At 67.9% G+C, this 26,402-nt stretch carries 23 protein-coding genes; 7 read left to right on the top strand and 16 right to left on the bottom strand.

Annotated elements, in window-relative coordinates; genetic code table 11:
• Positions 1-59: 59 nt before the first annotated feature.
• Positions 60-1,295 carry a glycosyltransferase family 39 protein gene (locus SPHPH_RS0117700; protein ID WP_238303198.1) on the top strand — a complete coding sequence of 412 codons (1,236 nt, stop codon included), beginning with the start codon at positions 60-62 and terminating at the stop codon, positions 1,293-1,295.
• A 46-nt stretch (positions 1,296-1,341) separates the two neighbouring features.
• On the opposite strand, the gene SPHPH_RS0117695 is transcribed toward SPHPH_RS0117700, so the two are convergent.
• The 13 genes from SPHPH_RS0117695 to SPHPH_RS20200 form a co-directional block, all read right to left on the bottom strand.
• On the bottom strand, positions 1,342-2,436 hold the full coding sequence (locus tag SPHPH_RS0117695; RefSeq protein WP_028967889.1) for a glycosyltransferase: 1,095 nt from the start codon (positions 2,434-2,436) through the stop codon (positions 1,342-1,344).
• 120 nt (positions 2,437-2,556) lie between these two features.
• The gene (leuB, locus tag SPHPH_RS0117690; protein ID WP_028967888.1) at positions 2,557-3,609 is read right to left on the bottom strand and encodes a 3-isopropylmalate dehydrogenase; all 1,053 of its coding nucleotides are present in this window, start codon (positions 3,607-3,609) and stop codon (positions 2,557-2,559) included.
• 29 nt (positions 3,610-3,638) lie between these two features.
• Entirely contained in the window at positions 3,639-4,370 is a 732-nt protein-coding gene (recO, locus tag SPHPH_RS0117685) for a DNA repair protein RecO (protein ID WP_028967887.1), read from the bottom strand.
• A gap of 144 nt (positions 4,371-4,514) precedes the next feature.
• Positions 4,515-6,434, bottom strand: coding sequence for an excinuclease ABC subunit UvrC (gene uvrC, locus SPHPH_RS0117680; RefSeq protein ID WP_028967886.1), 1,920 nt, complete (start codon positions 6,432-6,434; stop codon positions 4,515-4,517).
• 196 nt (positions 6,435-6,630) lie between these two features.
• A complete protein-coding gene (locus SPHPH_RS0117675; protein WP_037489909.1) occupies positions 6,631-8,436 on the bottom strand; it encodes a DUF885 domain-containing protein in 1,806 nt (601 codons plus the stop codon).
• 245 nt (positions 8,437-8,681) lie between these two features.
• Positions 8,682-9,299 (bottom strand): F0F1 ATP synthase subunit B family protein, encoded by a 618-nt coding sequence (locus SPHPH_RS0117670; RefSeq protein ID WP_028967884.1) that lies wholly within the window; start codon positions 9,297-9,299, stop codon positions 8,682-8,684.
• Positions 9,289-9,783: a F0F1 ATP synthase subunit B family protein gene (locus tag SPHPH_RS0117665; protein ID WP_028967883.1), complete on the bottom strand. Its 495-nt coding sequence runs from the start codon at positions 9,781-9,783 to the stop codon at positions 9,289-9,291. Before SPHPH_RS0117665 ends, SPHPH_RS0117670 begins: the two co-directional genes overlap by 11 nt.
• 59 nt (positions 9,784-9,842) lie before the next feature.
• Positions 9,843-10,070: a F0F1 ATP synthase subunit C gene (locus SPHPH_RS0117660; protein WP_019515901.1), complete on the bottom strand. Its 228-nt coding sequence runs from the start codon at positions 10,068-10,070 to the stop codon at positions 9,843-9,845.
• 45 nt (positions 10,071-10,115) lie between these two features.
• Positions 10,116-10,904 carry a F0F1 ATP synthase subunit A gene (locus SPHPH_RS0117655; protein WP_028967882.1) on the bottom strand — a complete coding sequence of 263 codons (789 nt, stop codon included), beginning with the start codon at positions 10,902-10,904 and terminating at the stop codon, positions 10,116-10,118.
• A gap of 26 nt (positions 10,905-10,930) precedes the next feature.
• Complete coding sequence (locus tag SPHPH_RS0117650) at positions 10,931-11,263, bottom strand: AtpZ/AtpI family protein (protein ID WP_028967881.1); 333 nt, start codon at positions 11,261-11,263, stop codon at positions 10,931-10,933.
• Positions 11,264-11,580: 317 nt separating this feature from the next.
• Positions 11,581-11,952 carry a YdbL family probable chaperone protein gene (locus SPHPH_RS0117645; protein WP_081668685.1) on the bottom strand — a complete coding sequence of 124 codons (372 nt, stop codon included), beginning with the start codon at positions 11,950-11,952 and terminating at the stop codon, positions 11,581-11,583.
• Positions 11,953-11,961: 9 nt separating this feature from the next.
• Positions 11,962-12,177 carry a YnbE family lipoprotein gene (locus SPHPH_RS20205; protein ID WP_238303196.1) on the bottom strand — a complete coding sequence of 72 codons (216 nt, stop codon included), beginning with the start codon at positions 12,175-12,177 and terminating at the stop codon, positions 11,962-11,964.
• On the bottom strand, positions 12,174-15,263 hold the full coding sequence (locus tag SPHPH_RS20200) for an intermembrane phospholipid transport protein YdbH family protein (RefSeq protein WP_051273125.1): 3,090 nt from the start codon (positions 15,261-15,263) through the stop codon (positions 12,174-12,176). Before SPHPH_RS20200 ends, SPHPH_RS20205 begins: the two co-directional genes overlap by 4 nt.
• Before the next feature lie 110 nt (positions 15,264-15,373).
• On the opposite strand from SPHPH_RS20200, the gene radC reads away from it, so the two are divergent.
• Positions 15,374-16,063: a RadC family protein gene (gene radC, locus SPHPH_RS0117630; protein ID WP_037488817.1), complete on the top strand. Its 690-nt coding sequence runs from the start codon at positions 15,374-15,376 to the stop codon at positions 16,061-16,063.
• Positions 16,064-16,066: 3 nt separating this feature from the next.
• Here radC and SPHPH_RS0117625 read toward each other — a convergent pair whose 3' ends face one another.
• From SPHPH_RS0117625 to pdxH, 3 genes are read right to left on the bottom strand one after another with little or no spacing between them, the layout of a single operon-like run.
• Positions 16,067-16,861: a PhzF family phenazine biosynthesis protein gene (locus tag SPHPH_RS0117625; protein ID WP_028967878.1), complete on the bottom strand. Its 795-nt coding sequence runs from the start codon at positions 16,859-16,861 to the stop codon at positions 16,067-16,069.
• 10 nt (positions 16,862-16,871) lie between these two features.
• Positions 16,872-17,843 (bottom strand): cation diffusion facilitator family transporter, encoded by a 972-nt coding sequence (locus SPHPH_RS0117620; protein WP_037488814.1) that lies wholly within the window; start codon positions 17,841-17,843, stop codon positions 16,872-16,874.
• Entirely contained in the window at positions 17,816-18,397 is a 582-nt protein-coding gene (gene pdxH / locus SPHPH_RS0117615) for a pyridoxamine 5'-phosphate oxidase (protein ID WP_028967876.1), read from the bottom strand. The genes SPHPH_RS0117620 and pdxH overlap by 28 nt, the downstream gene beginning before the upstream one ends.
• Before the next feature lie 129 nt (positions 18,398-18,526).
• Here pdxH and ku point away from each other — a divergent pair, with 129 nt between their 5' ends.
• The 5 genes from ku to SPHPH_RS0117590 all read left to right on the top strand — a co-directional run bounded on the left by ku (position 18,527) and on the right by SPHPH_RS0117590 (position 26,400).
• Positions 18,527-19,390 carry a non-homologous end joining protein Ku gene (ku, locus tag SPHPH_RS0117610; RefSeq protein ID WP_028967875.1) on the top strand — a complete coding sequence of 288 codons (864 nt, stop codon included), beginning with the start codon at positions 18,527-18,529 and terminating at the stop codon, positions 19,388-19,390.
• Positions 19,391-19,417: 27 nt separating this feature from the next.
• Positions 19,418-21,832, top strand: a complete 2,415-nt coding sequence (ligD, locus tag SPHPH_RS0117605) for a DNA ligase D (protein WP_028967874.1) — start codon at positions 19,418-19,420, stop codon at positions 21,830-21,832.
• Positions 21,833-21,986: 154 nt separating this feature from the next.
• Positions 21,987-24,371, top strand: a complete 2,385-nt coding sequence (locus tag SPHPH_RS0117600; protein WP_081668776.1) for a circularly permuted type 2 ATP-grasp protein — start codon at positions 21,987-21,989, stop codon at positions 24,369-24,371.
• A 109-nt stretch (positions 24,372-24,480) separates the two neighbouring features.
• Positions 24,481-25,380, top strand: coding sequence for a transglutaminase family protein (locus SPHPH_RS0117595; protein WP_028967872.1), 900 nt, complete (start codon positions 24,481-24,483; stop codon positions 25,378-25,380).
• Between the two features lie 60 nt (positions 25,381-25,440).
• Positions 25,441-26,400, top strand: a complete 960-nt coding sequence (locus tag SPHPH_RS0117590) for a DnaJ C-terminal domain-containing protein (RefSeq protein ID WP_028967871.1) — start codon at positions 25,441-25,443, stop codon at positions 26,398-26,400.
• Positions 26,401-26,402: the final 2 nt, after the last annotated feature.

Here is a 26,402-nt window from a genome sequence, read left to right as displayed (position 1 = left end):
TTGTCGGCGTCGCGCGCCTGTCGCAAGCCCGCGCGGGGCGTGGCGGAGGAAATGCGGCGGTGACGAGGGGCGAACGACAACAGGGAACGCCGCGACTGCTCGCGCTGGGCATCGCCGTGTTCAGCTGGCTAATATTCGTCTTTCGCCTGTCGGTGCCCGCCAAGCCGGTGTTCGACGAGGTCCATTACCTGCCCGCCGCGCGCGCATTGCTCACGCTGTCGGAGCCGACCAATATCGAACATCCGTTGCTTGCCAAGGAGTTGATCGCGGCGGGCATCCATCTGTTCGGCGATGTGCCGTACGGATGGCGCGTCGCCTCGACGCTGGCGGGCAGCGCGACGGTCGCGGGGGTGTTCGCGCTGACCCATTTGCTGACACGCCGCACGCGCCCCGCCCTGCTCGCCACCATCTTCGCGCTGCTCGGTTTCACGATCTACATCCAGGCGCGGATCGCGATGCTCGATACGTTCATGGTCGCGTTTCTGATCTGGGGCATCGTGTTGCTCAGTTCGGCGATCCGCGACGGCAGTGTGGCGCGGTGGAGCGCGGGCAGCGTGCTGATGGGGCTGGCCACCGCATGCAAATGGGCCGCTGCCCCCTATGTCGCCGCGGCCGCCGTCACTTTCGTGCTGATGCGGCGCGAACGGCCGCAGCGCTGGCCGGGGCTCGGCACCGTCCCGGCACTGGCGCTGCTCGGCGGGCTGTCGGTCGTTACCTATTTCCTGACCTTCGCGCCCGCGTTCTTCTACGCTAACGACGCGCTGACATTCCACACCTTGCCGCACTTCCAGTGGGATATGTACCTGCGCCAGACGCAGAAGCTGCCGCCGCACACTTATCAGTCGAACTGGTGGACATGGCCGCTGCTGATCCGGCCGATCTGGTATCTCTACGAACCCGTCGACGGCGCGCAGCGCGGCATCCTGCTGCTCGGCAACCCTGCGGTGATGTGGGGCGGGCTGGTCGCGGTGGTCGCCTGCTATCAGGCGTGGGTGCGGACCGGCGCGGCGCGGCTGCTTGCCCCCGCCGCGCTATGGACCTTCTCGCTGGCGATCTTCGCGGTGATCCCCAAGTCGCTCGGCTTCTATTATTATTACTATCCGTCGAGCGTGCTGCTGTGCGTGGTGCTGGTGGTGGCGATCGATCATCACCGCGCGGCGCTCGGACGGTGGGTCGAGCTGTTCCTGCTGCTGGTGTTCGCGCTGTGGCTGTACTTCCTGCCGGTGCTCAGCGCGCAGGCGCTTGCCAATCCGGCGGCGTTCCATCGCTTTACGTGGTTCAACAGCTGGGTGTGAGGCAAGAAGAAGCGGGGCTTCGGATCACGTCCGGGGCGACGGGGCGCTACCGATACCGTCCCCAGGTAAACCGCGACGACAGCGCGTAATTCCACACCGCGCCGACCAGCACGCCGAGCAATGCCGACGCCGCCCACGCGCCCTGCCGTACGTCGTGAAGGAACGCCGCCACCCCGACGTTCGCCACCGCCCCGACCGCGCAGACGAGGCAGAACGCCACCCAGCCGTCGAGCAGCGCGCGCGCGCCGCGCAGCCGTCGGTCGCGATAGGTCAGCGCATTGTTGAGGAAGAAATTGAACGTCATCGCCGCGAAGGTCGCGACGATCTGCCCGGTCAGGAAGGTCAGCCCGGCGACGACATAGAGAAGCGACAGCACGCTCATATGCACCCCCGCACCCAGCGCCCCGATCATCGAGAACATCGCGAAGCGCACCGGCACGATCCGCCCGAGCCGCCGATCATAAAGCGCGATCAGATATTCCATCGCGACGACGTGATCGAGCTTGCTCTCCCCGACCGCGCGGGTGCGGAAGACATAGGGCAGTTCGACGAAGCGCAGCGGGCGCGGCGATGCGCCGATGATGTCGAGCAGGATCTTGAAGCCAATCCCGCCGAGCTGCGGCACCAGCCCGCGCAACACTTCGGTGCGGATCGCGAAGAAGCCGCTCATCGGGTCGCTCAGGTCGGTGCGCACCACGTGTGCGGCGATGCGGGTCGCGAGCGCCGACTTGGCGACCCGGTCGCGGTCCCACTCGCCGGTCCCGCCACCCGCGACGAAGCGCGAGCCGATCGCGAGGTCGAGCGTCGGGTCGTCGCGCAGCGCGGCGAGCATCTTCGGCAGCAGCGTCTCGTCGTGCTGGAGGTCGCCGTCCATCACCGCGACGATCGGCGCGGCGGTGGCGCACATCCCCTCGATACACGCGCTCGACAGCCCGCGCCGGCCGATCCGCTGGATCACCCGCACGCGCGGATCGTGGCGGGCGAGGTCGCGCGCCGCCTGCGCGGTGCCATCGGGGCTGTCGTCGTCGACGAACAGCACCTCCCAGTCCAGTCCCTCCAGCGCTGCCGCCAGCCGCGCGACCACCGCCGCGACATTGCCGCGTTCGTTGAAGGTGGGGACGACAACCGCGAGATCGAGCATCGGTGCCGCTCCCTCATTGCGAGCGTAGCGAAGCAATCCAGGGCGTCCTGTTCCGGCCCTGGATTGCTTCGCTACGCTCGCAATGACGTGTCATGACGGCCCCGCTGTTCGGTAACGCGCCTACAGCGCCGCCAGCACCGCATCGCCCATCGCGCGCGTCGTCGCGGTGCCGCCGAGATCGGGGGTCCGCGCGCCGGTCGCCAGCGCCGCCGACACCGCCGCCTCGATCCGGTCCGCGGCCTCAGCCGCTCCCAGCGAGTGGCGCAGCATCATCGACGCGGACAGGATCGCCGCACACGGATTGGCCTTGCCCTGCCCCGCGATGTCGGGTGCCGACCCGTGGATCGGCTCGTACAGGCCCTTGCCCTGCGCATCGAGCGACGCCGAGGGCAGCATCCCGATCGAGCCGACGCACATGCTCGCCTGATCGGAAAGGATGTCGCCAAACAGATTGCCAGTGACGATCGTATCGAACGCGCCCGGGTTGCGGACCAACTGCATCGCGGCATTGTCGACGTACATATGGGTCAGCTCGATCTGCGGGTATTCCGCCGCGACCTCGATCACCACGTCGCGCCACAATTGCGAGGTTTCGAGCACATTGGCCTTGTCGACCGAACAGAGCTTGCCGCGCCGCTTGGCCGCGGTCTGAAAGCCGACATGCGCGATCCGGCGAACCTCGCTTTCGTCATAGCGCATCAGGTCGTGCCCCTCGCGCAAGCCGTCCTCGGTGGTGCCGCGACCCTTCGCGCCGAAATAGACGTCACCGTTCAGCTCGCGGACGATCACCAGATCGATCGCATTCGCCACCTCGGGCTTGAGCGTCGAGGCGTCCTCCAGCCCGACGAACATCTTGGCGGGGCGAAGATTGGCGAAGGTCGTCAGGTTCTTGCGCAGCCCGAGGATCGCCTGTTCGGGGCGCAATGCGCGTTCGAGCGAGTCGAATTCGGGGTCGCCGACCGCGCCGAACAGCACCGCGTCGGCGCGCTCCGCCAGCGCCAGCGTCGCGTCGGGGAGCGGATGCCCACTGGCGCGATAGCCCGCGCCCCCGACCGGCGCCTCCTCGAACACCAGCCCGAGATCGAGCGCGTCGAGCACGCGCCGCGCCTCGGCGGTCACTTCGGGGCCGATCCCGTCGCCGGGCAGGATTGCGATGAGCTTGCCGTGTGTCATGGCCGCAGCGCATGGCGCGCCCGCGCGCGTCACGCAACCGCCCTCTTCAATCGCTCGACCAGCCGCGCGCGCGCCGGCAGCGGATCGCGGCGGCGTTCGAGCAGCACGTCGCGCGCGAGGAAATGGCCGGTGATCGCCAGCGCCTCAAGCACTTGCGCGCCGTCCGCCGCGCCACCGTCACGGAGGAACGTTGGCAACGGGAAAAGCCGCGCTTCGTACCCCGCCGCCGCGCCGCGCGACACCGCCGCGCCGCTTTTCGGGCTGACAAAGGCGAGATCGTCGGTATCGCCGGTGGCGACGCATGTCGCGAGGTCGAGCCCAAAGCCGAGTTCGGCGAGCAGCAGCAGTTCGTAGCGCGCCATCGCCGCCGCCCAGCCGCGCGCACTGGGTGCTGCTTCGATCGCGTCGAGCACGCCGCCGAGCGCGTCGTAGAGATAGGGGTAAGGCTGCGCCTCGGGCAGCGCCGCCGCAGTCAGCGCGGTCAGCCAGTCAAGCCCCGCCGCCGGGAGCGCCGATTCGTGGAGCGCGGCGCGCGTGTGGATCAGCTCGCAGGTGAGTGCGGCGAGTTGCTCCTCGGTGCGCGCGCGCCATTCGCCGCGGATCAGGTTGCCCGGCTGTAGTACCGGTCGCAGTCCGCGCGCGTGGCCGCCGCGGACGTAGCCGGGGCGGACGCCATCCTCGCGCGTCAACGCCCGCGCCACCGCGCCATGCTCGCCGTGCGCGCGGACGGAGAGCAGGATGGCGTCGGCGGTCAGGTGCATGATGTGCCGTTATTCCCGCGCAGGCAGGAATCCAGACGCGCAGGTCTGTCGATAGAGGCGCGACCCCCAGAGGTTCTGGATTCCCGCCTTCGCGGGAATGACGAAGGGGCAACGGTATAGGTGAGGGCTACACCGGCCTCTCTCTCACCGCGCATGATAGAAATCATAAACCTGCTGCGCGACCGCGGCGCTCACCCCCGGCGCTTTGCGCAGATCCTCGAGCGAGGCGTTGCGCACCGCACGGCCGGTGCCGAAATGCATCAGCAGCGCCTTCTTGCGCGCGGGGCCGATCCCCGGCACCTCGTCAAGCGGGCTCGCCCCGATCGCCTTCGCCCGCTTGGCGCGGTGCGCGCCGATCGCGAAGCGGTGGACCTCGTCGCGCAAGCGCTGGAGATAGAAGAGCAACGGCGCATTGACCGGCAGGGTCAGCTCCCGCCCGTCCATAAGGTGGAAGACTTCGCGTCCCTCGCGGCCGTGGTGCGGGCCCTTGGCGACGCCGACCAGACAGACGTCCTCGATCCCCAGATCCTCCAGCACCGCCTTGGCGGCGTTGAGTTGCCCGCGTCCGCCGTCGAGCAGCACGAGATCGGGCCACGTCTCGCCATCGCGATCGGGGTCCTCCTCCAGCGCGCGCGAAAAGCGGCGCGTCAACACCTCGCGCATCATCGCATAATCGTCGTCGGTCGCGGCCTGTTTGATGTTGAACTTGCGATACTGGCCCTTGCGGAACCCCTCCGGACCGGCGACGACCATCGCGCCCAGCGCGTTGGTGCCTTGAATATGGCTGTTGTCGTAGACCTCGATCCGGTCGGGCGGGTCGCCCAGCTCGAACAGCTCGGCCAACTCGCGATGCAGCCGCGCCTGCGTGGTGCTTTCGGCGAGCCGCCGCTCCAGCGCTTCCTTGGCGTTGCGCGACGCCTGATCGAGCAGCCGCCTGCGCACCCCGCGTTGGGGCACGGTCATCTCGACCTTGCGGCCGGCCTGTTCGGAGAGTGCCTCGATCAGCACCTCGGCGTCGGGGAGCACGCGGTCGATCAGGATCGTCCGCGCGGGCGGCACCTCCTCGTAAAATTGCGCCATGAACTGCGTCAGCACCTCGTCCTCGGGCACGTCGGCGGTGTGCGCGGGGAAGAAGCTGCGGTGGCCCCAATTCTGCCCGCCCCGGATGAAGAACGCCTCGATCCCGATCAGCCCTTCGTGGCAGGCGAGCGCGAAAATATCAGCGTCACCGACGCCCTCGGCATTGATGAACTGCGTGCCTTGGATGAAGGTGAGCGCCTTCAGCCGGTCGCGCAGGATCGCGGCCAGCTCGAAGTCCATATTGGCGGCCGCCGCCTCCATCTGCGCGCCGAGCTTGGCCTGCACGTCGGTCGCCTTGCCGGCGAGGAACTTCTTCGAATCCGAAACCAGCTCGGCATAGCCCGCCTCGTCGATCCGCCCGACGCACGGCGCCGAGCAGCGCTTGATCTGGTACAGCAGGCACGGGCGGTCGCGGGTCTTGAAGAAGCCGTCGGTGCACGACCGCAGCAGGAACAGCTTCTGAAGCGCGTTGAGCGTGTTGTTGACGCTGCCGGCGCTCGCGAACGGGCCGTAATAATCGCCCTTGGCGCGGCGCGCGCCACGGTGCTTCTGAATGCGCGGGAACTGGTGATCGGCGCGCAACAGGATGAACGGGAACGACTTATCGTCGCGCAGCAGCACGTTGTACGCGGGACGGTAGCGTTTGATGAGCTGCGCCTCGAGCAGCAGCGCCTCGGCCTCGTTGTTGGTGGTGACGATCGTCATCGACCGCGTCTGCGCGACCATCCGCTGGAGCCGCTTGGACAGCCGGTCGACCTGAACGTAATTGCCGACGCGGTTCTTCAACGCGCGCGCCTTGCCGACGTACAGCACGTCGCCTTTGGCATCGTGCATCCGGTAGACGCCGGGCTTGAGCGGCAACGTCTTGAGCACGTTGCGGATCACGGCCACCCCGCCTTCCAGATCGGGCGCGTCGGCGCCGCGGATCGCGTAGGTGGCCTTTTCCTCGTTGAAGCGGTCGGGGGGGCCGTAGCTGCCTGTCATCCCCCGCGATCTAGGTAGTGCGGCGGGGTGGGGCAACGGGGTGCCGGCGAGTTAGCCGTCGCCCCTGCGGAGGCAGGGGCCTATGTCTGTGTCGTCCGTCGGGAGGGGCTGACACAGGGAGCGTGCTGCGTGTGTCAGACTGGCCGCGTCATTCGACAGACATGGGCCCCTGCCTCCGCAGGGGCGACGCGTGTTCTTACTTGCCCCCGGCCTTAACCCAATCGGCGATCTTCTTCTCCAGGACCGGCATCGGCAGCGCGCCGGTGTCGAGCACCTGCGCGTGGAAGCGGCGCGGATCGAAGCGCGTGCCGAGCGTCTTCTGCGCATCCGCCTTCACGCGCGAAATCGTCAGCTGGCCGATCTTATATGCCAGTGCCTGCCCGGGGATCGCGATATAACGCTCGACCTCGGCGGTCGCGTCGGTGCGCGACATCGGCGAATTGGCGAGCATGTAATCGATCGCCTGATCGCGCGTCCAACCCTTGGCGTGGATGCCGGTATCGACCACCAGCCGCATCGCGCGCAGCATCTCGTCGTTGAGCCCGCCCATCCGCTGATACGGGTCGGTTTCCATTCCGAGCTGCGGCCACAACGTCTCGGAATAGAGCGCCCAGCCCTCGACGTAGGCGGTGTTGCCGCCGAAGCGCATGAGCGCGGGCAGCGCGTCATTTTCCTGCGCAAGGCTGATCTGGAAGTGATGCCCCGGCACCGCTTCGTGCAGGTACAGCGTCTCCATTTCCCACATGTAACGCGTCGGCAGGTCGTAGGTGTTATAATAGAAGACACCGGGGCGCGAGCCGTCCGGCGTGCCCGACTGATAGGAACCCCCGGCATCGGTCTTCTCCTTGAACGCCGGGACCGGACGGATCTCCAGCCGCGTCTTGGGAATCAGCGAGAATTGCTCGCGCACGCGCGCATCGACGCGGCGGCCGATCGCTTCATAACCCTCGCGGAGCTGGGTCGCCGATGACGGCTGGAAGCGCTTGTCGGTGCGCAGGAAGGCGAAGAATTCGGGCAGCGTGCCCTTGAAGCCGACCTTGGCCTTTTGCGTCTCCATCTCGCGGGTGATCCGCGCGACCTCCGACAGGCCGAGCTTGTGGACCGCATCGGCCTTGAGCGGCAGCGTCGTGTTCGATTCGATCAGATAATCGTAGAGCTTCGCGCCACCCGGCATCGCCGACAGCCCAACGCTGTCGCGCGCGACCGGCAGATAATCGTTCTGGAGGAAATCGCGCAGCCGCTGCTGGACCGGGTTGAGCACCTCGGTGATCTGGCGCGTGTAGGCGGCGCGCAGCCGCGTCTGATCCGCGGTCGGGATCGCCTCCGGGAAGGTCTTGACCGGGCCGTAGAAGGGAGACGCCTCGACGCCGCCTGCGAGCAGATTGTCGAGCTGGCCGATCATGTTGCGGACCACCAGCTTGGGCTGGACGATCCCGCTCTTCATGCCCTCGCGGAAGCGCGCGATCGCGGCGTCGATCTGCGCGGCATATTGTGCGTTGCGCCTCAGGTTGTTGTCGTAATCGGCGACCGTCTTGAACGGTGCCGCGCCCTGCCCCGACGCCAGTTCGGGGTAGAAGGTATGCAGCCCGAAGAAATGGTCGAGCGGGCGGACGATCTGCACCGCGATCAGGTCGGGCGCATAGCCGCGCAGGTTCAGTTCGGCCTGCTGCTTGAAGACGTCATAGGCGATCTGGTCGACAGGGGTGAGCTTGGCGCGGTCGATCGTCGCGAGCGTCGCAAGATCCTGCTGCGTCGCCTCACGCTCGGCGGCGAGATGCGCGTCGGAAAAGAAGTCGCCGAGTTGATCGGCATAGCGCATGTCGCCGCGGAACAGCGCCTGCACCGGATTGCGGCGAAGGCTGCCTTCGTCGCTGTCGTGGAACAGCCGGCGGAGCCGTGTGTCGGCGCTGGTAGGAGCCGTGGCTTGAGCAGCGGGCGCCTGCGCCATCGTCGGTGCGGCGACCGAGGCGAGCAACAGGGCGGCGGTGATCGACAAACGCATCATGGGCTTCCTTCGGGTCGGATGTCGCTCGGCCGGTCCGTCATTGCGAGCGCCGTGAAGCGATGCAGGGCCGGATCAGGACGCCCTGGATTGCTTCGCTACGCTCGCAATGACGGATGAAGGTTTCTTGTCAACGCGGTATCGCCTTGGCCGCCGGCAGGTAGGGAAATTGCGCGCTCAAAGGCCGCCAAACGAAAACGGGCGCCATTGGCGCCCGCTCCGTTCTGTCCTCGAAGACCATCAGGTCAGTTCAGGCGTCCAACCCCGGAAATCGCGCGGTCGATCAGCGCGCGGTCGGCACCGGCATCGTGACGCTCGGCGATCAGCGCCGCGGCAGCCGCGGTCGCCGCCTCGGCGGTGCGTGCGCGGACCTCGGCGATCGCCGCGCGCTCGGCGGCGGCGATCTTGTCCTCGGCCATGCGGGTACGACGCTCCATCAACACCTCGGTGTCGTGCTTGGCCTTGGCCACGATCTCGGCCGCCTCGTGATGCGCATTGTCGCGCATCTTGGCGGCATCGGCCTCGGCGCCACGCGCCCGCGCTGCATATTCATCGCGCAACGCCTCGGCTTCCTTGCGGAGCGCGGCGGCTTCGTCGAGCTGGTGGCGGATCTCGCCGATGCGCTTGTCGAGCATCGCGCCGATCGCCGCCGGCACCTTCCACACGACCATGCCGATCAGCACGACCAGTGCGGCGATGCCGACCCAGCCGGTGTCGTTGAGGCCGAGCGCGGTCGGCGCGGCGTGCGATTCGCCATCACCGGCGCTGGTGCCGGCATGGATGCCGCTGCCGTTCGCCATGTCCTGATGCTCGAGCGGCTGCGCCTCGAGATCCTGCGCCAGCGTAGAGGGATTAGCCATGATTCAGCTGCCTGCGGACCGCCTCGTTGGCGGCGTCCGTGGGGACCGCGACACCCGACAGGCGCTGCACCAGCTCCTGCGCGGCTTCGGTCGCGATCGTCTGTACGTTGACCATCGCCGCCGCCTTGGCATTGCCGATGGCGACGTCGTGATGCGCGATCCGCTCCGCCAGATCGGCGTCGGCGCTGCGCAATTGCGCCTCGGCGGCGGCCAGTGCCCGGGCCTTGGCGGCGGCAACCTCGGCCTGCGCCGCTGCCCGCGCGGCATCCATGTCGGCGTTCCATGCCGCTTCGGTCCGATCGGCTTCGACCCGTGCCGCCTCGGCGGTGGCAAGGTCCTGCGCGATCTGCGATTCACGCAACTCCATCACGCCCTGCACCCGGGGCACCATCATCTTGCCAATCCCGAAATACAGGATGCCAAAGGTGATGAGCAGCCAGAAGAGCTGCGAGGCATAGGTGGCGGCGATCTGACTGATTTGGGGCATGGGATCCGCTTCCTAGGTCAGCCCCGCCCGGTGCGGGCGGGGCCATGTCGTCGGCGTGGTTACGCGACGAACACCAGGATGATCATCGTCACGAAGGCGAGCAGACCCAGAAGCTCGGCACCGGCGAAGCCGATGAACAGGCGGCCCTGCTGGCCGTCGGCGGCACCCGGGTTGCGCAGCGCGCCTTCGAGGAAGGCGGCGAACACGTTGCCCACGCCCAGCGCGGCAATGCCCATGCCGATCGCAGCGAGACCGGCACCGAGCAGCTTGGCGGCGTTTGCGTCCATGATAATAACTCCCGTTCGAAAAGATTCAGTGGTGGAAAAGGAAACTCAGTGCAGGTTGACCGCGTCGTTCAGATAGACGCTGGTCAGCAGTGCGAAGACGTACGCCTGGATCGCCGCGACCAGCAGCTCCAGCAACGTGATGCCGATCATCAGCACGAAGCTGGGCAGCGACACGATCGCGATATAGCCCGGCCCGAGATTGATGCCGTTGATCACGAACGCCGCCAGCACCTTGAGCAGGATGTGCCCCGCGGTCATCGCGACGAACAGTCGCAGACCCAGCGAGAAGGGACGAACAAGGAAGCTCAGCAGCTCGACGACGAAGATCAGCGGGATCATCGGCAGCGGCGTGCCGTGCGGCACGAACAGGCTGAAGAAGTGGAAGCCGTGCTTGCCGAAGCCGACGATCAGCACGATCGAGAAGCTGATGATCGCCAACACACCGGTGACGGTCAGGTGGCTGGTGATCGTGAACGGGTGCCAGCCCGGCACGATGCCGACCGGCATCAGCCCCAGAACGTTGGCGAACAGGATGAACATGAACAGCGAAAAGACATAGGGAACGAAGCGCTTGCCTTCCGGCCCGACGTTCGAGATCAGCATGTTCTGGACGAAGCCGGTGAAGCCCTCCACCGCCGCCTGCCAGCGGCTGGGCACCAGCTCGCGCTTCATGCCCCCCAGCATGAACAGCCACAGCGCGACCAGCGTGATGACCATCCACAATGCCGAGTTTGTGAACGACAGATCATAGCCGCCCACGATCCAGGGCCGACCGAGCACAGGCTCGATCAGGAACTGGTGCATCGGATCGATCTTGCCGCCTTCTGCCGCCACTGCGAGGTTCCCGTTTGTCACATACGTCAAGCGCCCGGATCACCCGGACGCTTGCTCGTCAACCGAATGATTTGCCTGAACGCCACCGCGATCCCGAGGAACAGCATGACGATCAGTCCCCAGGGCGCAGTGCCGATCCAGCGGTCGATACACCAGCCGATCAGCGCCGATCCGACGAGACTTCCGATCAGGGCGGCGAGCACGCGATTGCCGAGCGAATACCCTGCATCCGCATCATCACGCACCGTTCCCTGCCGAATCGCTTCGTCCCGGCGCGCCTGTTCCAGTCGTCGATCGAGCTGGGCCAGGCGCGGGTCGTCCGCGTCGTGGAAATCCCGTCCGGAACCGTTCTCCGCCACGCAGCCACCCTCACCCTGGTTTTTTCTCGCCGGGGTCAAGGATGCGCGCAAGCGGCGAGCAGCCCCGCCAAGGCCCGGCCCGGTTAGACGGGGGGTTAAGGGGTGTCAACCGTTGCGAGCAAGGGCGGTGTGCCGATGCCACCCTCCCCGTCGCTCCTGCGGAGGCAGGAGCCTATGGCTGTGTCATGCCGGGAGACCTTTGACACGAGGAGGTCGGCGTATGTGTCAGATCACAGCGATGGACGGTACAGACATGGGCCCCTGCCTACGCAGGGGCGACGGCATGAAACGGGACTGCCTTCCGCCCTACCCCACCGTCAGACGCAGCGCGGGTCACGCTCCGGGGCGCCGGCACCGCGCGTTTCCCACGAACCGCCCGGCGTGCGATACTTCTCGCCGGGCTTCGTTTGCGCGATCAGGTTGCACCCGCTGGTGAAGGCGAGCTGTTCGACCGTCGCGCCCGACGCCTGCGCCTTCTGGGTGTAGGCGGCCTTGCGTTGAATGTTGATGTTGCTGACCAGCGCGCGCAGCGATGCCGATCCGCTACCCACCACGCCGAGATAGCCGTCGGGCTGCTCGCCGACCTGGCCCGCCTCACGCGCGGCGGCATAGGCGGGGTCGCGCTGCGCCCAGGCAGCCACCGGCACCGCAACCGCGGCCAGCGCGGCGATCAGGACAAGGCTCTTCATACGCATGGCTTAGAAAATCCCCGGATTCTGCTGGATCAGCGACTTGGCGTCATTGTCGAGACGGTACACCACTTCCTGCGTCACGTTGATGTTGAGGTTGATCTGGATCGGCTTGTCGGGGGCGGAGATATTTACGCACCCTCCCAGTCCGCCGGTCAGCGTCAGCATCGCCATCAAGGCATAGGTCGTGGGGCGCATCGCGTTCGTCAATCCTGTTGCGGTCATGGCCCAATGTCCCTCTTTAAAGGCGCCTCGCTTGCGGGCGGCTGAACGCCCGTTTTCCGGTTCTGCTCGTCGATCAAGGCTTGCAGGTTGCGCTTCACCAGCCGCTGCGGGTCGTAGAAGCTCGCCGCCGAATCGATCAGCCCGCGGAAGGGGGCGCGGATCGTGATGTTGAAGCGGATCGGCAGCCGGGTCAGCCGGCGGAGCAGGAAATTGCTCTTCGCGCCCGTGCCCTGCTTGATCCCGGTGAAGCTGACCCCGGTCACCATCTCGCCCGCGAGCGGCCCGTTCATCTGCACGTCGAGGCTGCGATAGGTCAGCGAGCGCAGCGACTGGAAGGCGAGATTGCCCCAGAAGCCGAGATCCTTCTCGGTCAGCTCGCCCAGATAGGCGATCGACCCGCCGCCGGAACGCGCGGTCAGCCGCCCGTCGGCGATCCGGCCGCCCTGCTGATCGAAGATCATCGGCAGCACGCCGTCGAAGGTGCCGGTAGCGTTGAGGTTCGAGAAGTCGAATTGTTGTAGGAACTTGCCGGCATCCATCCCGTCGACGCGAAAGGTCATGCGGCGTTCGGCGTCCGAGCCGAAATCAAGCAGGGTCGGATCGAGCGTCAACGTGCCGCCCGCGAACGGCCAGCGCGCGGTGTCGACCTGCACCTTCAGGTCAGGGAGCAAACGGTAGACGATCCGCCCGTCGGTGACCGCGATGCCGGGATTGATCGAGGTAACGGTCGCGACCTGATCGGGGGCGCTTACCAACCCGAGCAGATCGGTGAAGCGGATCGTTCCCGCCAGTCCGGTGACCGGCCCAAAGGCGGCGGCGAGGTTCATCGCATCGGTCGAGAAGGTGCCGGTGCTGCCAACACCCTGCGGCGTCCAACGAATCTCGCCCTGTCCGTGCATCGTCCCCGCGACATCGGCGATTACCCCGAAGGTGAGGCGCGTGAGCAATTCGGGCTGAAAACCCTTGGCGAAGGTGATCCCCGGCACCGTCAGGATCGCCTTGCCGCTGCCGCTCGACAGCCGGTGGTCGATCGCCAGTTGTGCGACTGGCGTGCTCGTGGTCGGCTCGACCAGCTGCCCGGTCGCACGGATCGTCCCGCCATCGAGCACGAAGGCGATGTCGCGTGCTGCCATCGGCTGAAAGCGCGGCGACGTGGCCGTGTCGGCGACGCGCAGCGTGCCGTCGAGCACCAGCCGACGGCCATCGAATCGCCACTTGCCCTCGCCCGCGCTCATCAACAGCGGCACCGTCCCGACCTGACCGCCGGCGCCGGTAAACGTGCCCTGCGCCCCCCCGCCGGTGACCTGACCCACCAACTGCGTTGCCGCGATCCGGGTCGTTCCGATCGTCGTCGCGACGTCACGAAGCACGAAGCGACGATCCGCGAGCCCCAGCGCCGCGCCCCCGACGTCGAGCGCAAAGGCCGATCCGCCGAGCGTCCCGGCGAGACGCGTCGCGCCGAGCCGCGCCCCGCCACGCACGCTGCCGCCGGCGATCTCGACCAATGCCGCGCCGGTTGGGCAGAACCGCAGCGCGCCACCCGCCAGGACAAGACTGGAAATCGCCAGCCGCCCGAAGCCCACCGGCGTACACGCCGGATTGACCGTCAATCTTCCGCGCCGGTCCCACAATGCCGCGATGGGCATTTGCAGCCGCTCGATACGGCCACCCGCCAGTGGGCCGCTGAGCGTCGCCTCGGTCGTGATCCGCGTTGCGCCCTGCCCGCCGGTCGTAAAGCGTACCGGCGACAGCGTCAGGGCCGCACCGTCGCGAGCGTAGGGCGCGATCTGCGCCGTTCCGCTGATCGCCGCCCCCGGCGCAGCTTGTGCAAGGCGCACCGTCGCGGTGGGGAGCCCGCCGCCGCCGATCGTCATCTGCCCGGCGAGTTGCACCCCCGCCGGATGCCCGATCGTCACCGCGCCGCCATCCAGCGCCGCCCGCGCGCCGCTCGCCGCCGTCATCGTCGCCCGCTCGATCGTGAGCAACGTTTGCTCGCCCGTCGCCAGCGCGAGTTCGGCGGCGACCTGCATGTCCCGGCTGGCGCGCGCCGCATCGCGGGCCGCCCCCGCCAGCAACGGTGCGACCGGCAGACCCGCCGCACCGTCGCCCAGCATCGCGATCCGGCGCTGCTCGTCGGCAGCGAGTGCGACATGCTGAGCGACGAGCCGGCCCGCCAGCGTCGCGCGGCCGTTCGTCATTCGCCATTGACCATGCCAGTCGGTGGCTCCGCTGCTCGCCGCGGCGGACTGCACCCCGTCCACCATCGCGGTCGCGACTCCGGTGGTGCGATCGGCATCGCCGCGAAAGCGTGTCGCGAGGTTGACGTTGCGGAGGGTCGCCGGGGCCGTCCGAACGCGCGCCGCGGTAACCTGCGTCCGCCCGAACCAGCGGTCGAATTGCGGGGACAGGCCGAGATCGAGGTCACCGGCCACCGACTGTGCCATCACGCCATCGCAGACGACCGCACCAGCGCGCGCTGGCCCGGCAAAGCGCGGTGCGGTCGCGGTGACCCGAAGCGCCACGTCGGCCCGAAGCGCACCGACGCGGCACCCCGCCACCGACAGAAGCGGCGCGGTGGCGACCAGCCGCCCGCGAAAGCCGTCGTTGAGCCGTCCCCGACCGCTCAACCGCAACGCCGCTGCGCCGTAAGGCGAGTCGAGCGCGATGCGCGCATCGGCTACGTCGACGTCGAGCGCAGGCAGTGCCACCGGTCCGCCCGACGATGCCGGCAGCAGCCGATCGATCGAACCCAGCGACAATTTGCCGTCGCGCAGCCGCGCCGCCACGCGCACATGCCCGGCGCGCACCGCCACCAGCTTCGGCCCCGAAAGGGTCAGGTCGGTCTGCGTCTCGACCCAGTCGGCGACCAGATCGGGCCGCGCCGGATCGCCGATGACCACATTGGTCAATCGTTGCCGCCCAAGCCCCAGATCGGCGATGTGGTAGCGCGCGGGGACGCCCTTTGCGGCCAGTTCCTTGTCGATCACCCGCGTTGCGATCGGCACGCGCGACAGCCATAATCCGCCGGCGGCCGCGAACGCCAGCACCGATACCGCCATCGCGATGCGCCGGCCTGCGTCGCTCACGCGCGCCCTGTCGGTTGCTGGCCTGCCTCGCTCATGGTGTCGCCGTCATAGGGCAGCGCGCGCGGGCCGCGCAATTGCGCGGCGCGGCGAACCGACCTACCCCGGCGCACATGGCCGACGACGAGACGCGCGCGCTGGACGCAAAGGGGCACCGCGCCCGGCTGCGCGCGCGACTGCTCGCCGATCCCGACGGGCTGCTCGACCATGAACTGCTCGAATATCTGCTCGCGCTGGCGATCCCCCGGCAGGATACCAAGCCGCTCGCCAAGGAATTGTTGCGCGAATTTGGCGGGTTGCCTGGCGTCCTCACCGCCGAGCCGGCGCCGCTGGCGCGGATCTCGGGGATGGGCGACACCAGCGTGGCCGCGATTCGAATCGCGCACGCCACCGCGATCCGGCTGGTCCGCACGCGCACGCGGGAAGCACCGGTGCTGTCGAACTGGCAGGCGCTGTCCGATTATCTTCATGCCGATATGGCGCACGACATGGTCGAACGGTTCCGCGTGCTGCATCTGAATACGCGCAACATGCTCGTTCGCGACGAGGTGATGGCGCACGGCACGATCGATCAAGCGGCGGTCCATGTACGTGAGGTCATCAAGCGCGCGCTCGATTTCGGCTCGGCGGCGCTGATCCTCGTGCACAACCATCCGTCGGGCGATCCCTCGCCGAGCCGCGCCGATATAGACATTACGCGCGCGATCATCGCGGCGGGCAAACCGCTCGATATCGCGGTTCATGATCATCTGATCGTCGGGCTGAACGGCCAGGTCAGCCTGCGCGCCAAGGGACTGATCTGACGATCAAGGCAGCAGGAAGCTGCCCTCGATCGTCGTCACGCACGTCCCGCTCAGCACGACCCGATCCTCCACGACGTGACAACCGATCCGGCCGCCGCGCGCGCTCGCCTGATAGGCGGAGAAACGCTCCCGCCCCAGCCGTTTGGCCCAATAAGGCGCGATAACTGCGTGCGCGCTCCCGGTGACGGGGTCCTCGGGAATGCCGAAGGCCGGCGTGAAGGCGCGCGTGACGATATCGCTGGTATCCCCGGGCGCGGTGACGATCACCAGCCATCGCCCCTGCGCAGCAAGCGCGGCCTGATCCGGCGAGCAGCCCCGCACCGCCGCTTCGTCCGCCAGTACTGCGACCGCATAGCCGCCATCATGCCACAGCGTCTCCACTGCCTCGACGCGCAACGCGGCCACCACACCGGGCAAGTCGCGCGGCACCGGAGCGAGCGAAGGTAGCGCCAGCGCGTAGCCAGCGCCCTCGCGCGCGACCTCCAGCACACCCGAGAGCCGCGTGCGGAAGCGTACCACTTCGCGATCCGGATCGGACGCGAGCACGACATGCCCTGCGGCGAGCGTCGCGTGGCCGCACAGCGCGATCTCGGCCGCGGGCGTGAACCAGCGCAGTTCGAAGTCCGCCACCCCGCTGGCGTCTGCCACCAGAAAGGCGGTTTCCGACAGGTTGTTCTCCTGCGCGATCCGCAGCAGCGTCGCATCGTCGAGCCAAGCCGGCAACGGCATCACCGCCGCCGGATTGCCCTCGAAGGGCCGCGCGGCAAAGGCATCGACCTGCGTGAACGGAATGCGCAATGTCTTACGCCTACAGACGCTTAGAGAACCAGTGCGGCGTCACATCCGCTTCGACCAAAGGATTGTCGGTATCGACATGCCCCTCTGGATCGAGATGGATCAGCGTCTCGACGCGCGGGAAGGTGTCGCGCAGCGCGCGTTCGACGCGCTCGACGATGTCATGCGCGTCACGCACCGATAGCGCCGCATCCACCTCCATGTGGAATTGCGCGAATTCGTGGCTGCCCGCGCGGCGCGTGCGGAAATCGTGGATACCGCGAATGCCCGGCTGGCGCGCGGCGACCTCCATGAAGGCCGCGCGCTGCGCCTCGGGCCATTCCTTGTCCATCAGCATGTCGATCGCCTGGCTCGACGCCTGAAAGGCACCCCATGCCAGCCACACCGCGATCGCGATCCCGAAGACGGGATCGGCGCCGGAAATGCCGACATATTGATCGAGCACCAGCGCCGCGATCACCGCGACGTTGAGCAGCATGTCCGACTGGTAGTGGACGTTGTCGGCCATGATCGCGATCGAGCCGGTCTTCCGGATGATGCTGCGCTGATAGGCAAGCAGCACGAAGGTCGCGACGATCGCAGCGACCGACACGCCGATCCCCAGCCCGGCGTCTTCGTTGGCGACCGGATCCGAAAAGCGGCGGATCGCCTGTACCGCGATCCCGATCGCCGAGGCGGTGATGAGCACGACCTGGAACAACGCGGCCAGCGCTTCCGCCTTGCCGTGGCCGAAGCGATGGTCGTGGTCCGCGGGCTCGGCGGCGAGCTTGACGCCATACAAGGTGACGAGGCTGGCGAGCAGGTCGAGGCCGGTGTCCGCAAGGCTGCCCAGCATCGCGATCGATCCGGTATGCCACGCGGCATAGGCCTTCACGATCAGCAAGGTGCAGGCCATTGCCACGCTCGCCAGCGCGGCGCGCATCGCAAGCGGGATGATGCGGCGGCGTTCGTCGCGGGTCACGGGAACAGCAATCCTTTGGTCCATCCGCCCTGTACGTCGGGGGTGAACACGCGCCGTTCGTGCAGGCGATGCGCGCGATCGTGCCAGAACTCGAAATGATCGGGGGTCACGCGATACCCGCCCCAATTGGCCGGGCGCGGCACGTCCTGCCCGTCGAAGCGAGCCTTCATCTCCTCGAAACGCGCCTCGAACGTCGTGCGGTGGTCGAGCGGGCGCGATTGCTCCGACGCCCATGCGCCCAGCTGCGAGTCGCGCCCACGGGTCGCGAAATAGGCGTCGCTCTCTTCGTCACTGGCGTGAGACACCGCGCCCTCGATCCGGACCTGCCGACGCAGCGACTTCCAGTGAAAAAGCAACGCCGCCTGCGAATTGGCGGAGAGATCGCCAGCCTTGCGGCTGCCGCGATTGGTGTAAAAGACGAACCCGTCCGGCCCGTGACCCTTGAGCAGCACCATCCGCACCGACGGGCGTCCGCGCGCGTCGGCGGTCGCCAGCGCCATCGCATTGGGGTCGTTCGGCTCGCTCTCGCGCGCCTCGGCGAACCAGCGATCGAACAAGGAGAAGGGATCTTCGGCCATGCCGGCGCTCTTACCGCCAACGGATCGAAAGGTCATCATCGTCGTCGCCACCACCTAGACACAGATCAACCCGCGGAACCGTGCGCTCGCCCGGCGATTGAATCGCCTTCGCAACGAGAGGCTGATCCGATGGCGGCGCGTGCATATTGGCAGGGGCAGATCCGGTTGGCGCTGGTGTCGATCCCGGTCGAAATCTACTCCGCCACGAAGTCCGGCGCGCAGGTCGCGTTTCACCAGATCCATGAACCGAGCGGGCAGCGGATCAAATATGAGAAGGTCGCGCCCGGCGTCGGCCCGGTCGACACCGACGAGATCATGAAGGGCTTCGAGATCGAGAAGGGCGAGTATGTTCTTCTTGAGCAGGACGAAATCGACGCGGTGAAGCTCGAGTCGAAGAAGACGCTGGAGCTGACGCAGTTCGTCGACGCGCACGAGATCGACGTGCTGTATTACGAGAAGCCCTATTTCGTCGTCCCCGCCGACGATCTCGCCGAGGAAGCGTTCATCGTGCTGCGCGAGGCGTTGCGCCGGACGAAAAAGGTCGGCCTTGGGCAACTTGCGATGCGCGGTCGCGAATATGTCGTCAGCCTGAAGCCATGCGGGCGAGGCATGATCCTAGAAACCTTGCGCTACGCCGACGAAGTGCACCGGGCGCAAGGGTATTTCCGTGACATTCCCGACGACAAGCCCGACTCCGAGTTGCTCGATCTCGCGGAGGCGCTGATCGAGAAGAAGGCCGCCGCGTTCGACCCAGCCGAGTTCCACGATCGCTACGTCGACGCGCTCAAGGACCTTATCGAGCGGAAGCGCAAGGCGAAGGGCCGCAAGATCATCGAGGACAAGGGCGATGATGGCGCTCGCTCGGGGTCGAACGTCGTCGACCTGATGGCGGCGCTCAAGAAGTCGATGGAAGGCAAAGGCGGCACCGCGGAGAAGACGACTCCGGCGCGCAAACCTGCCGCCCGCAAGCCCGCAGCGAAAAAACGTGCTTGAACGTCATAGCCGTAGTGGGAGAGCCGCGTGACCACCGATCCGCTCGCCTCCTATAATGCGAAGCGCGATTTCGCGAAGACCGCAGAGCCGGCCGGGACGCTCGCGCCGGGCAAGGGCAACAGCTTCATCGTTCAAAAACATGACGCTACCCGCCTGCATTGGGATTTCAGACTGGAGGTCGATGGCGTCCTGAAGAGCTGGGCGGTGACACGCGGCCCCAGCCTCGACCCGAACGAGAAGCGGCTCGCGGTGCGGACAGAGGATCATCCGCTTTCTTATCAGACGTTTGAGGGGACGATCCCGGCGGGCGAATATGGCGGCGGGACGGTGATGTTGTGGGACCGCGGGACGTGGTCGCCGGTCAAGGGCAAGAGCGCCGCCGACATCGACAAGGGGCACCTCCACTTCATCCTCGATGGCGAGCGGATGAAGGGCGAGTGGCTGCTGATCCGGTTGCGGCCGCGTGGCAAGGAACGCCGCGAAAACTGGCTGTTACGCAAGATCGAGGATGCCCAGGCCGGGGGCACCGACACGCTGGTGGAGACGGCGCTGACCAGTGTCGCGACCGGGCGGACGATGCAGGAGATCGCCGAAGGGAAGCGCGGCCCGACCCAGACGAAGGCGGCCCGGAAGCGCAATTCGGCCAAGGCGCCGGACTACGAACCGCCGCAGCTCTGTACGCTCGTGGATCACGTTCCGACCGGCGCGGAGTGGATACATGAGGTAAAATACGACGGCTATCGCGCGTTGGTCGCGGTCGGGGGCGGCAAGGCGAAGGTTTTCACCCGCAGCGGGCTCGACTGGAGCGACAAATTCCCCGGCATCGCCGAAGCCGCCGCCGCGCTGCCCGCGACGACCGCGCTGATCGATGGCGAGATCGTCGCGTTCAAGGATGGGAAACCCGATTTCTCGACGCTGAAGGATGCGATCGGCGCGGGCGGTGCGATGACGCTGTTTGCGTTCGACCTGCTCGAACTGGATGGCGAGAATCTGCGCGACCAGCCCAATGTCGCGCGCAAGGAGCGGCTGCGCGCGCTGGTCGGCGACGGAGAGGAGCGGCTGCGCTTTTCCGAACATATCGTCGGGTCCGGCGAGCAATTGTTCGAGACGATGTGCCGGGAGGGTTATGAGGGAGTCGTCTCCAAGCGGGCGGACGCGCCGTATCGCGGGCGACGCACCCAGTCGTGGCTGAAGATCAAGTGCATCCGGCGGCAGGAGTTCGTGATCGTCGGCTGGCTGCCCTCCACCAAGTCGCGCGGGCTGCGGTCGTTGCTGCTGGGGGTGCATGACGGCGATACGCTGCGCTATGCCGGCAAGGTCGGCACCGGGTTCGATGCGGCGACGATCGACGATCTGCGGACGCGGCTCGACCGACTGGCGCGCAAGACCGCGACGGTGGATGCGCCGCGCGCCGCCGTGAAGGGCGCGCACTGGGTGAAGCCCGAGTTGGTCGCCGAGGTGGCCTTTGCCGAGACCACGCCCGACGGCGTGCTGCGCCATTCGAGCTTCATCGGGCTGCGCGGCGACAAGCCGGCGGCGGAAGTGGTCGCCGAAGCGCCCGCCCCCACACCCAAGGTCGAGTCGCGGATCAAGGTCACCAATCGCGACCGCGTGATCTTCCCGGAGGGCAAGATCACCAAGGGGCAGTTGGCGGATTATTACGCCGCGGTCGCGGGCATCATGCTCCCTTGGGCCGGGCATCGGCCGATCAGTCTGGTGCGCTGCCCGCAAGGCCGTGCCCGGCAATGCTTTTTCCAGAAGCACGACGCGGGATCGTTCGGCGATACCGTGCATCAGGTGCCGATCCGCGAGAAGGACGGCAGCACCGAGAACTATTTGTATGTCGAGGATGCCGACGGGCTGGTCGCGTGCGTGCAAATGGGGACGATCGAATTCCACGGCTGGGGATCGCGCGTCGATGCGCTCGAACGGCCCGACCGGATGGTGTTCGACCTCGACCCCGACGAAGGGCTCGGCTTCGAGGAAACCAAGCGCGCCGCCGTGCACCTGAAGGAACAGCTCGCCGAACTCGGGCTGGTCAGCTTCCCGCTGCTGTCGGGGGGCAAGGGGGTGCATGTCGTCGTGCCGCTCACCCCCAAGGCGGAATGGCCAGCGGTGCGCGACTTCGCCGAGCGCTTCGCGCGCGCGTTGGCGCATGCCGATCCCGAGCGGTTCGTGGCGGTGATGAGCAAGGCCAAACGCAAGGGGCGGATCTTCATCGATTATCTGCGCAACCAGCGCGGCGCGACCGCGATCATGCCCTATGCCGCCCGCGCGCGCGCCGGTGCCCCGGTCGCGGCACCCGTGTCGTGGACCGAATTGCGCGATCTCGACAGCGCAGCGCACTGGCATGTCGGCGAGGCAGAGGCGTTGATCGCGCGCGCCAACGGGCGCTCGCTGAAGGGCTGGGGCGTTGCCGATCAGGTGCTGCCCGACCTTTAAGGGGGCGGTCGATTCCGATTGCTTAACCAGACCGCGGCATTAGGGTCCGCCCCGGTTGGCTAAGGAGGAACCGCTGGCCACGCAGCCCCTCTTCGATACCGGCACCCTCGCCCGCCGCCACTTCGACGATTACGCAGGCACCTCGTCCGACACGATGCGCGCCGGTGCCGCCGCGCCGTGGCTGGCGGTGCTCGAGGAATTGTCTTCGGTCGCGGGCGACGATCTCGGCCATGCGCGCGAGCGGGTGCAGCGGCACGCGATCGACATCGGCACCGGCTTTCGCATCATCGGCGAGGACAGCGAGCGGCCGTGGCCGGTCAGCCCGATGCCGCTGCTGATCGAGGCGGCGGAATGGGCACATATCGAGCGCGGGGTCGTCCAGCGCGCCGATCTGTTCGAGACGATCCTCGCCGACCTCTACGGCCCGTCCAGGCTGGTGGAGCGCGGGCACTTTCCCGCGACGCTTGTCACCGGCAGCCCGTTCTTCCTGCGGCCGCTGGTCGGGCTTGCGCCGCCGGGCGGGCACCATCTGCATTTCGTCGCGATCGATCTGGGGCGCAGCCCGTCGGGGGAGTGGCGGGTGCTCGCCGACCATCTGCGCGCGCCGACCGGAGCGGGCTATGCGCTGGAGAACCGGCTGGCGGTCAGCCGCACGCTCGGTGGGTTGCAGGCGCGGCTCAACGTTCGCCGCCATGCGCCGTTCTTCGCCGCGTTCCGCGAGGGGCTGGCGGCGGCGTGCCGGCGCAGCGACCCGCGGATCGGTTTGCTAACGCCGGGGCGCTACAATCCCAGCTATCCCGAACAGGCGCATCTGGCGCGCTATCTGGGGCTGTTGCTGGTCGAGGGCGACGATCTCGCCGCGCTGGAGGACCGGCTCTACGTCCGCACAATCGCGGGGCTGAAGCGCGTTGATGCCTTGTGGCGGCGGCTCGATCCGCGGCTGCTCGACCCGCTGGCGTTCGACTCGCATTCGCGGATCGGCGTGCCGGGGCTGATCGACGTCTGGGCGCAGGGCAATGTCGTGCTGGCCAATGCGCCGGGCGCGGGCGTGCTGGAAAGCCCGGCGTTCGGCGCGTTCCTGCCGCAGCTGAGCACGCGGCTGACCGGCGCGGACCTGATCCTGCCGAACATCGCGACCTGGTGGTGCGGGCAGCCGCGCGAGGCCGCACATGTCGCGGGCGAGTTCGGGTCGATGTTGCTGTCCCCGGCGTTCGGGGCACGGACTTTGGGGCTGCCGGGCGACGCGCCGGTGGCGGGGGCGGACCTGACGCCGGAACAGCGCGCGGCGTTCCTCGACGACCTGACGCGGCGACCGCAGGATTATGTCGGGCAGGAGATCGTCCGGCTGTCGACGATGCCGGTCATCATCGAGGACCGGCTGGAGCCGCGGCCGTTCACGTTGCGGGTGTTCGCGGCGCGCGACGCGCAGGGCCACTGGCAGGTGTTGCCGGGCGGGTTCGCGCGGATCGGCGAGCATCCCGACCCGCGTGCGGCGGTGCTGGGCGAGGGAACTTGGTCGGCGGACGTCTGCGTGCACGGCGCGGAGCCGGTGTCGCCGGTGTCGTTGCTGCCCGCACCCGATTCGCTGCACGTCCGGCGCAATCCGGGGACGTTGCCGAGCCGGGTGGCCGACAATTTCTTCTGGCTCGGACGCTATCTGGAGCGCGGCGAGGCGTTGCTGGCGGCGATCCGCGTCATGCTGGGCCATTCGATCGACGCCGACACTGGTGCAGCCCCCGACGAGGCGACGATCGCGAAGCTGGTCGCCGAGATCGTCGACAGCGGCGCGGCCCCTGCCCCGGCCAGCTTCCGCCGCGCCGACCTGATCGCGTTCGCGCGCACGGCAATGGAGGCGCGCGACGGCTGGCAATCGGTGGCCGCAATCAACACCCATGCGCAGCGGATCGCGGGCGGATCGCGCGACCGGCTGTCGGTGGACATGGTGCGGCTGCTCGACGCGCCCTTTCCGACGCATCGCGGGATGCTCGACCGCGCCGGATCGCTTCAGCGCCGCTATGCCGCGATCGCCGGGCTGTCCGCCGAGCATATGGGGCGGACCGCGGCGTGGCGGTTCCACGATCTCGGGCGGCGGATCGAGCGCGCGCGCGCGATCACCCGCGCGGCGCGGATTTTCGGGATGAGCGGCGCGTCGGCGGGCGATCTGTCGACGCTGCTCGATCTTGCCGACAGCCAGATCAGCTATCGCCAGCGCTATCTGACCGGTATCGCGCGGGTGCCGGTGGTCGACCTGACCGTGCTCGATCCGGGCAATCCGCGCGCGCTGGCGTTTCAGGTCGAGCGGGTTCGCGAGCATCTCGCCGCGCTGCCGGTGCTCGACGACGACGGCATGGCCGAGCCGCAGCAGATCGAGGCGACGGAGCTGCTGGCACTGGTCGCTCCGGCGCAGGCGGCGCTGCTCGATCCCGAGACGCTGTCGGAGGTCGAGCATCGTTTGTTCAGGCTGTCCGAGGCGATCGCGCGGCGGTATTTCCTGCAGGGCGCAGAGCCGTTGCGGGCGAGCGGGTTGACGCTGGCGTGAGCGACACACTCTTACTTCGTCATTGCGAGCGTAGCGAAGCAATCCAGGGTTGGACCAGGACGCCCTGGATTGCTTCGCTACGCTCGCAATGACGAATGGGGCCTGATCGATGCGTTATGACATCCGCCACATCACCCGCTTCGACTATGGCAATGCGGTCAAGTTCGCCCGCTGCAATCTGCGGCTGAAGCCGATCGACTGGCCGGGGCAGAAGCTGGAGGACTATGCGCTGCACGTCGCGCCGTCGGGGCGGACCACCGCCGCCTACGCCGAGGCCGGGCTGGCGCATGTCACGCGGCTGGTGGTCGACGAGCGCGTCCGGCGGCTGACGATCGAGAGCGTCGCGCGGATCACCGTCGACCGGCTGGTGCCGGTGCCCGACGCGAGCGACCCGATGATCGCCGAGGTCTGCGCGCTGGCGCGGGCGTCGAGCGACGTGTCGGCGGCGGGGCCGGCAGCGTATCTGTTCCCCTCCCCGCTGATCCCGCTCGACCGCGCGATCGCCGATTATTGCGCGCCCGACCTGTCGCCGGACCGCAACGTGCTGGAGGCCGGGATCGCGCTGGCGCGGCGCATCCAGCGCGACTTCGCGTTCGATCCCGCCGCGACGCTGGTCGACACGCCGCCGCACGAGGCGTTCGCCAAGCGCAGCGGCGTCTGTCAGGATTTCGCGCAGATCATGCTGACGGGGCTGCGCGCCGCCGGACTGCCCGCTGCTTACGCGTCTGGCTATATCCGCACGATCCCCCCGCCCGGTCAGGAGCGGCTGGTCGGCGCGGACGCCACGCACGCCTGGGTGCTGATCTGGTGCGGGCCGCAGCGCGGCTGGGTGGGGGTCGATCCGACCAACGGCATCTGGATGGCGGGCGACCATATCGTCGTCGCGATCGGGCGCGACTATGCCGAGATCGCGCCGGTCGACGGCGTGGTGCTGGGATCGGGGGCGCAGGCGATGGAGGTCAGCGTCGATGTCGCGCCGATTGCGGAGCGCATCGAGGAGCCGGCGTAACGATTGCGCTTCGCGCATCACTGCCCCACATAGGCGAGTAACACACCAACCGGGGACGACATGGCCGATCCATATGCGACGCTGGGCGTGGCGCGCGGCGCCAGCGAGGCGGAGATCAAGAAAGCGTATCGCAAGCTCGCCAAGGAGCTGCATCCCGACCGCAATCGCGACAATCCCAAGGCGGCGGAGAAGTTCGGGCAGGTCACGGGTGCCTATGACCTGCTGACCGACAAGGACAAGCGCGCGCGGTTCGACCGCGGCGAGATCGACGGCGACGGCAACCCGACCTCGCCGTTCGGCTTCGGCGCGGGCGGGCGCGGACAGGCGGGCAATGGCGGGTTCCGGCCCGAAGGCTTCGACATGAGCGGGATGGGCGGCGGTGCCGGCGGCCCCGACATGAGCGACATCTTCGAGGGGCTGTTCGGCGGCGGTCGCGCGCGTGGCGGTGCTGGCGGCAGCGGCGGATTCGCGAGCGGCTTCGGCAGGCGGCAGCCGCCGCCGAAGGGCGGCAACGTCGCCTATTCGCTGCGCGTGCCGTTTACCGACGCCGCGACGCTCGCGCCGCAGCGGGTGACGCTGGCGAGCGGCAGCACGATCGACCTCAAGCTGCCCGCCGGGGTCGATACCGGCACGCAGATGCGGCTGGCGGGCAAGGGTGACGACGGCCCGGGCGGCCCCGGCGACGCGATCGTGACGATCGAGGTCCAGCCGCACCGCTTCTTCACACGCGAGGGCGACGACGTGCGGCTCGACCTGCCGATCACGCTCAAGGAAGCGGTCGAGGGCGGAAAGGTGAAGTGCCCGACGGTCGACAAGCCGGTGATGATCACGGTGCCGACCGGGGCAACCTCCGGCAAGACATTGCGTTTGAAGGGAAAAGGCTTTCACCGCAAAGGCGGCGAGCGTGGCGATCAGCTGGTGACGCTGATCGTCGACGTGCCGGCGGACGATGCGGCGCTGAAAGCGTTCGTCGCCGGCTGGGACGGTGGCGGGAACCCGCGTGCGGCGATGGGCGTCTGACC

Origin of the sequence: Sphingomonas phyllosphaerae FA2, assembly GCF_000427645.1 — a bacterium.
In the GTDB taxonomy this organism is placed as follows: Bacteria; Pseudomonadota; Alphaproteobacteria; order Sphingomonadales; family Sphingomonadaceae; genus Sphingomonas; species Sphingomonas phyllosphaerae.
This window is presented reverse-complemented; position numbering and strand designations above follow the sequence as displayed.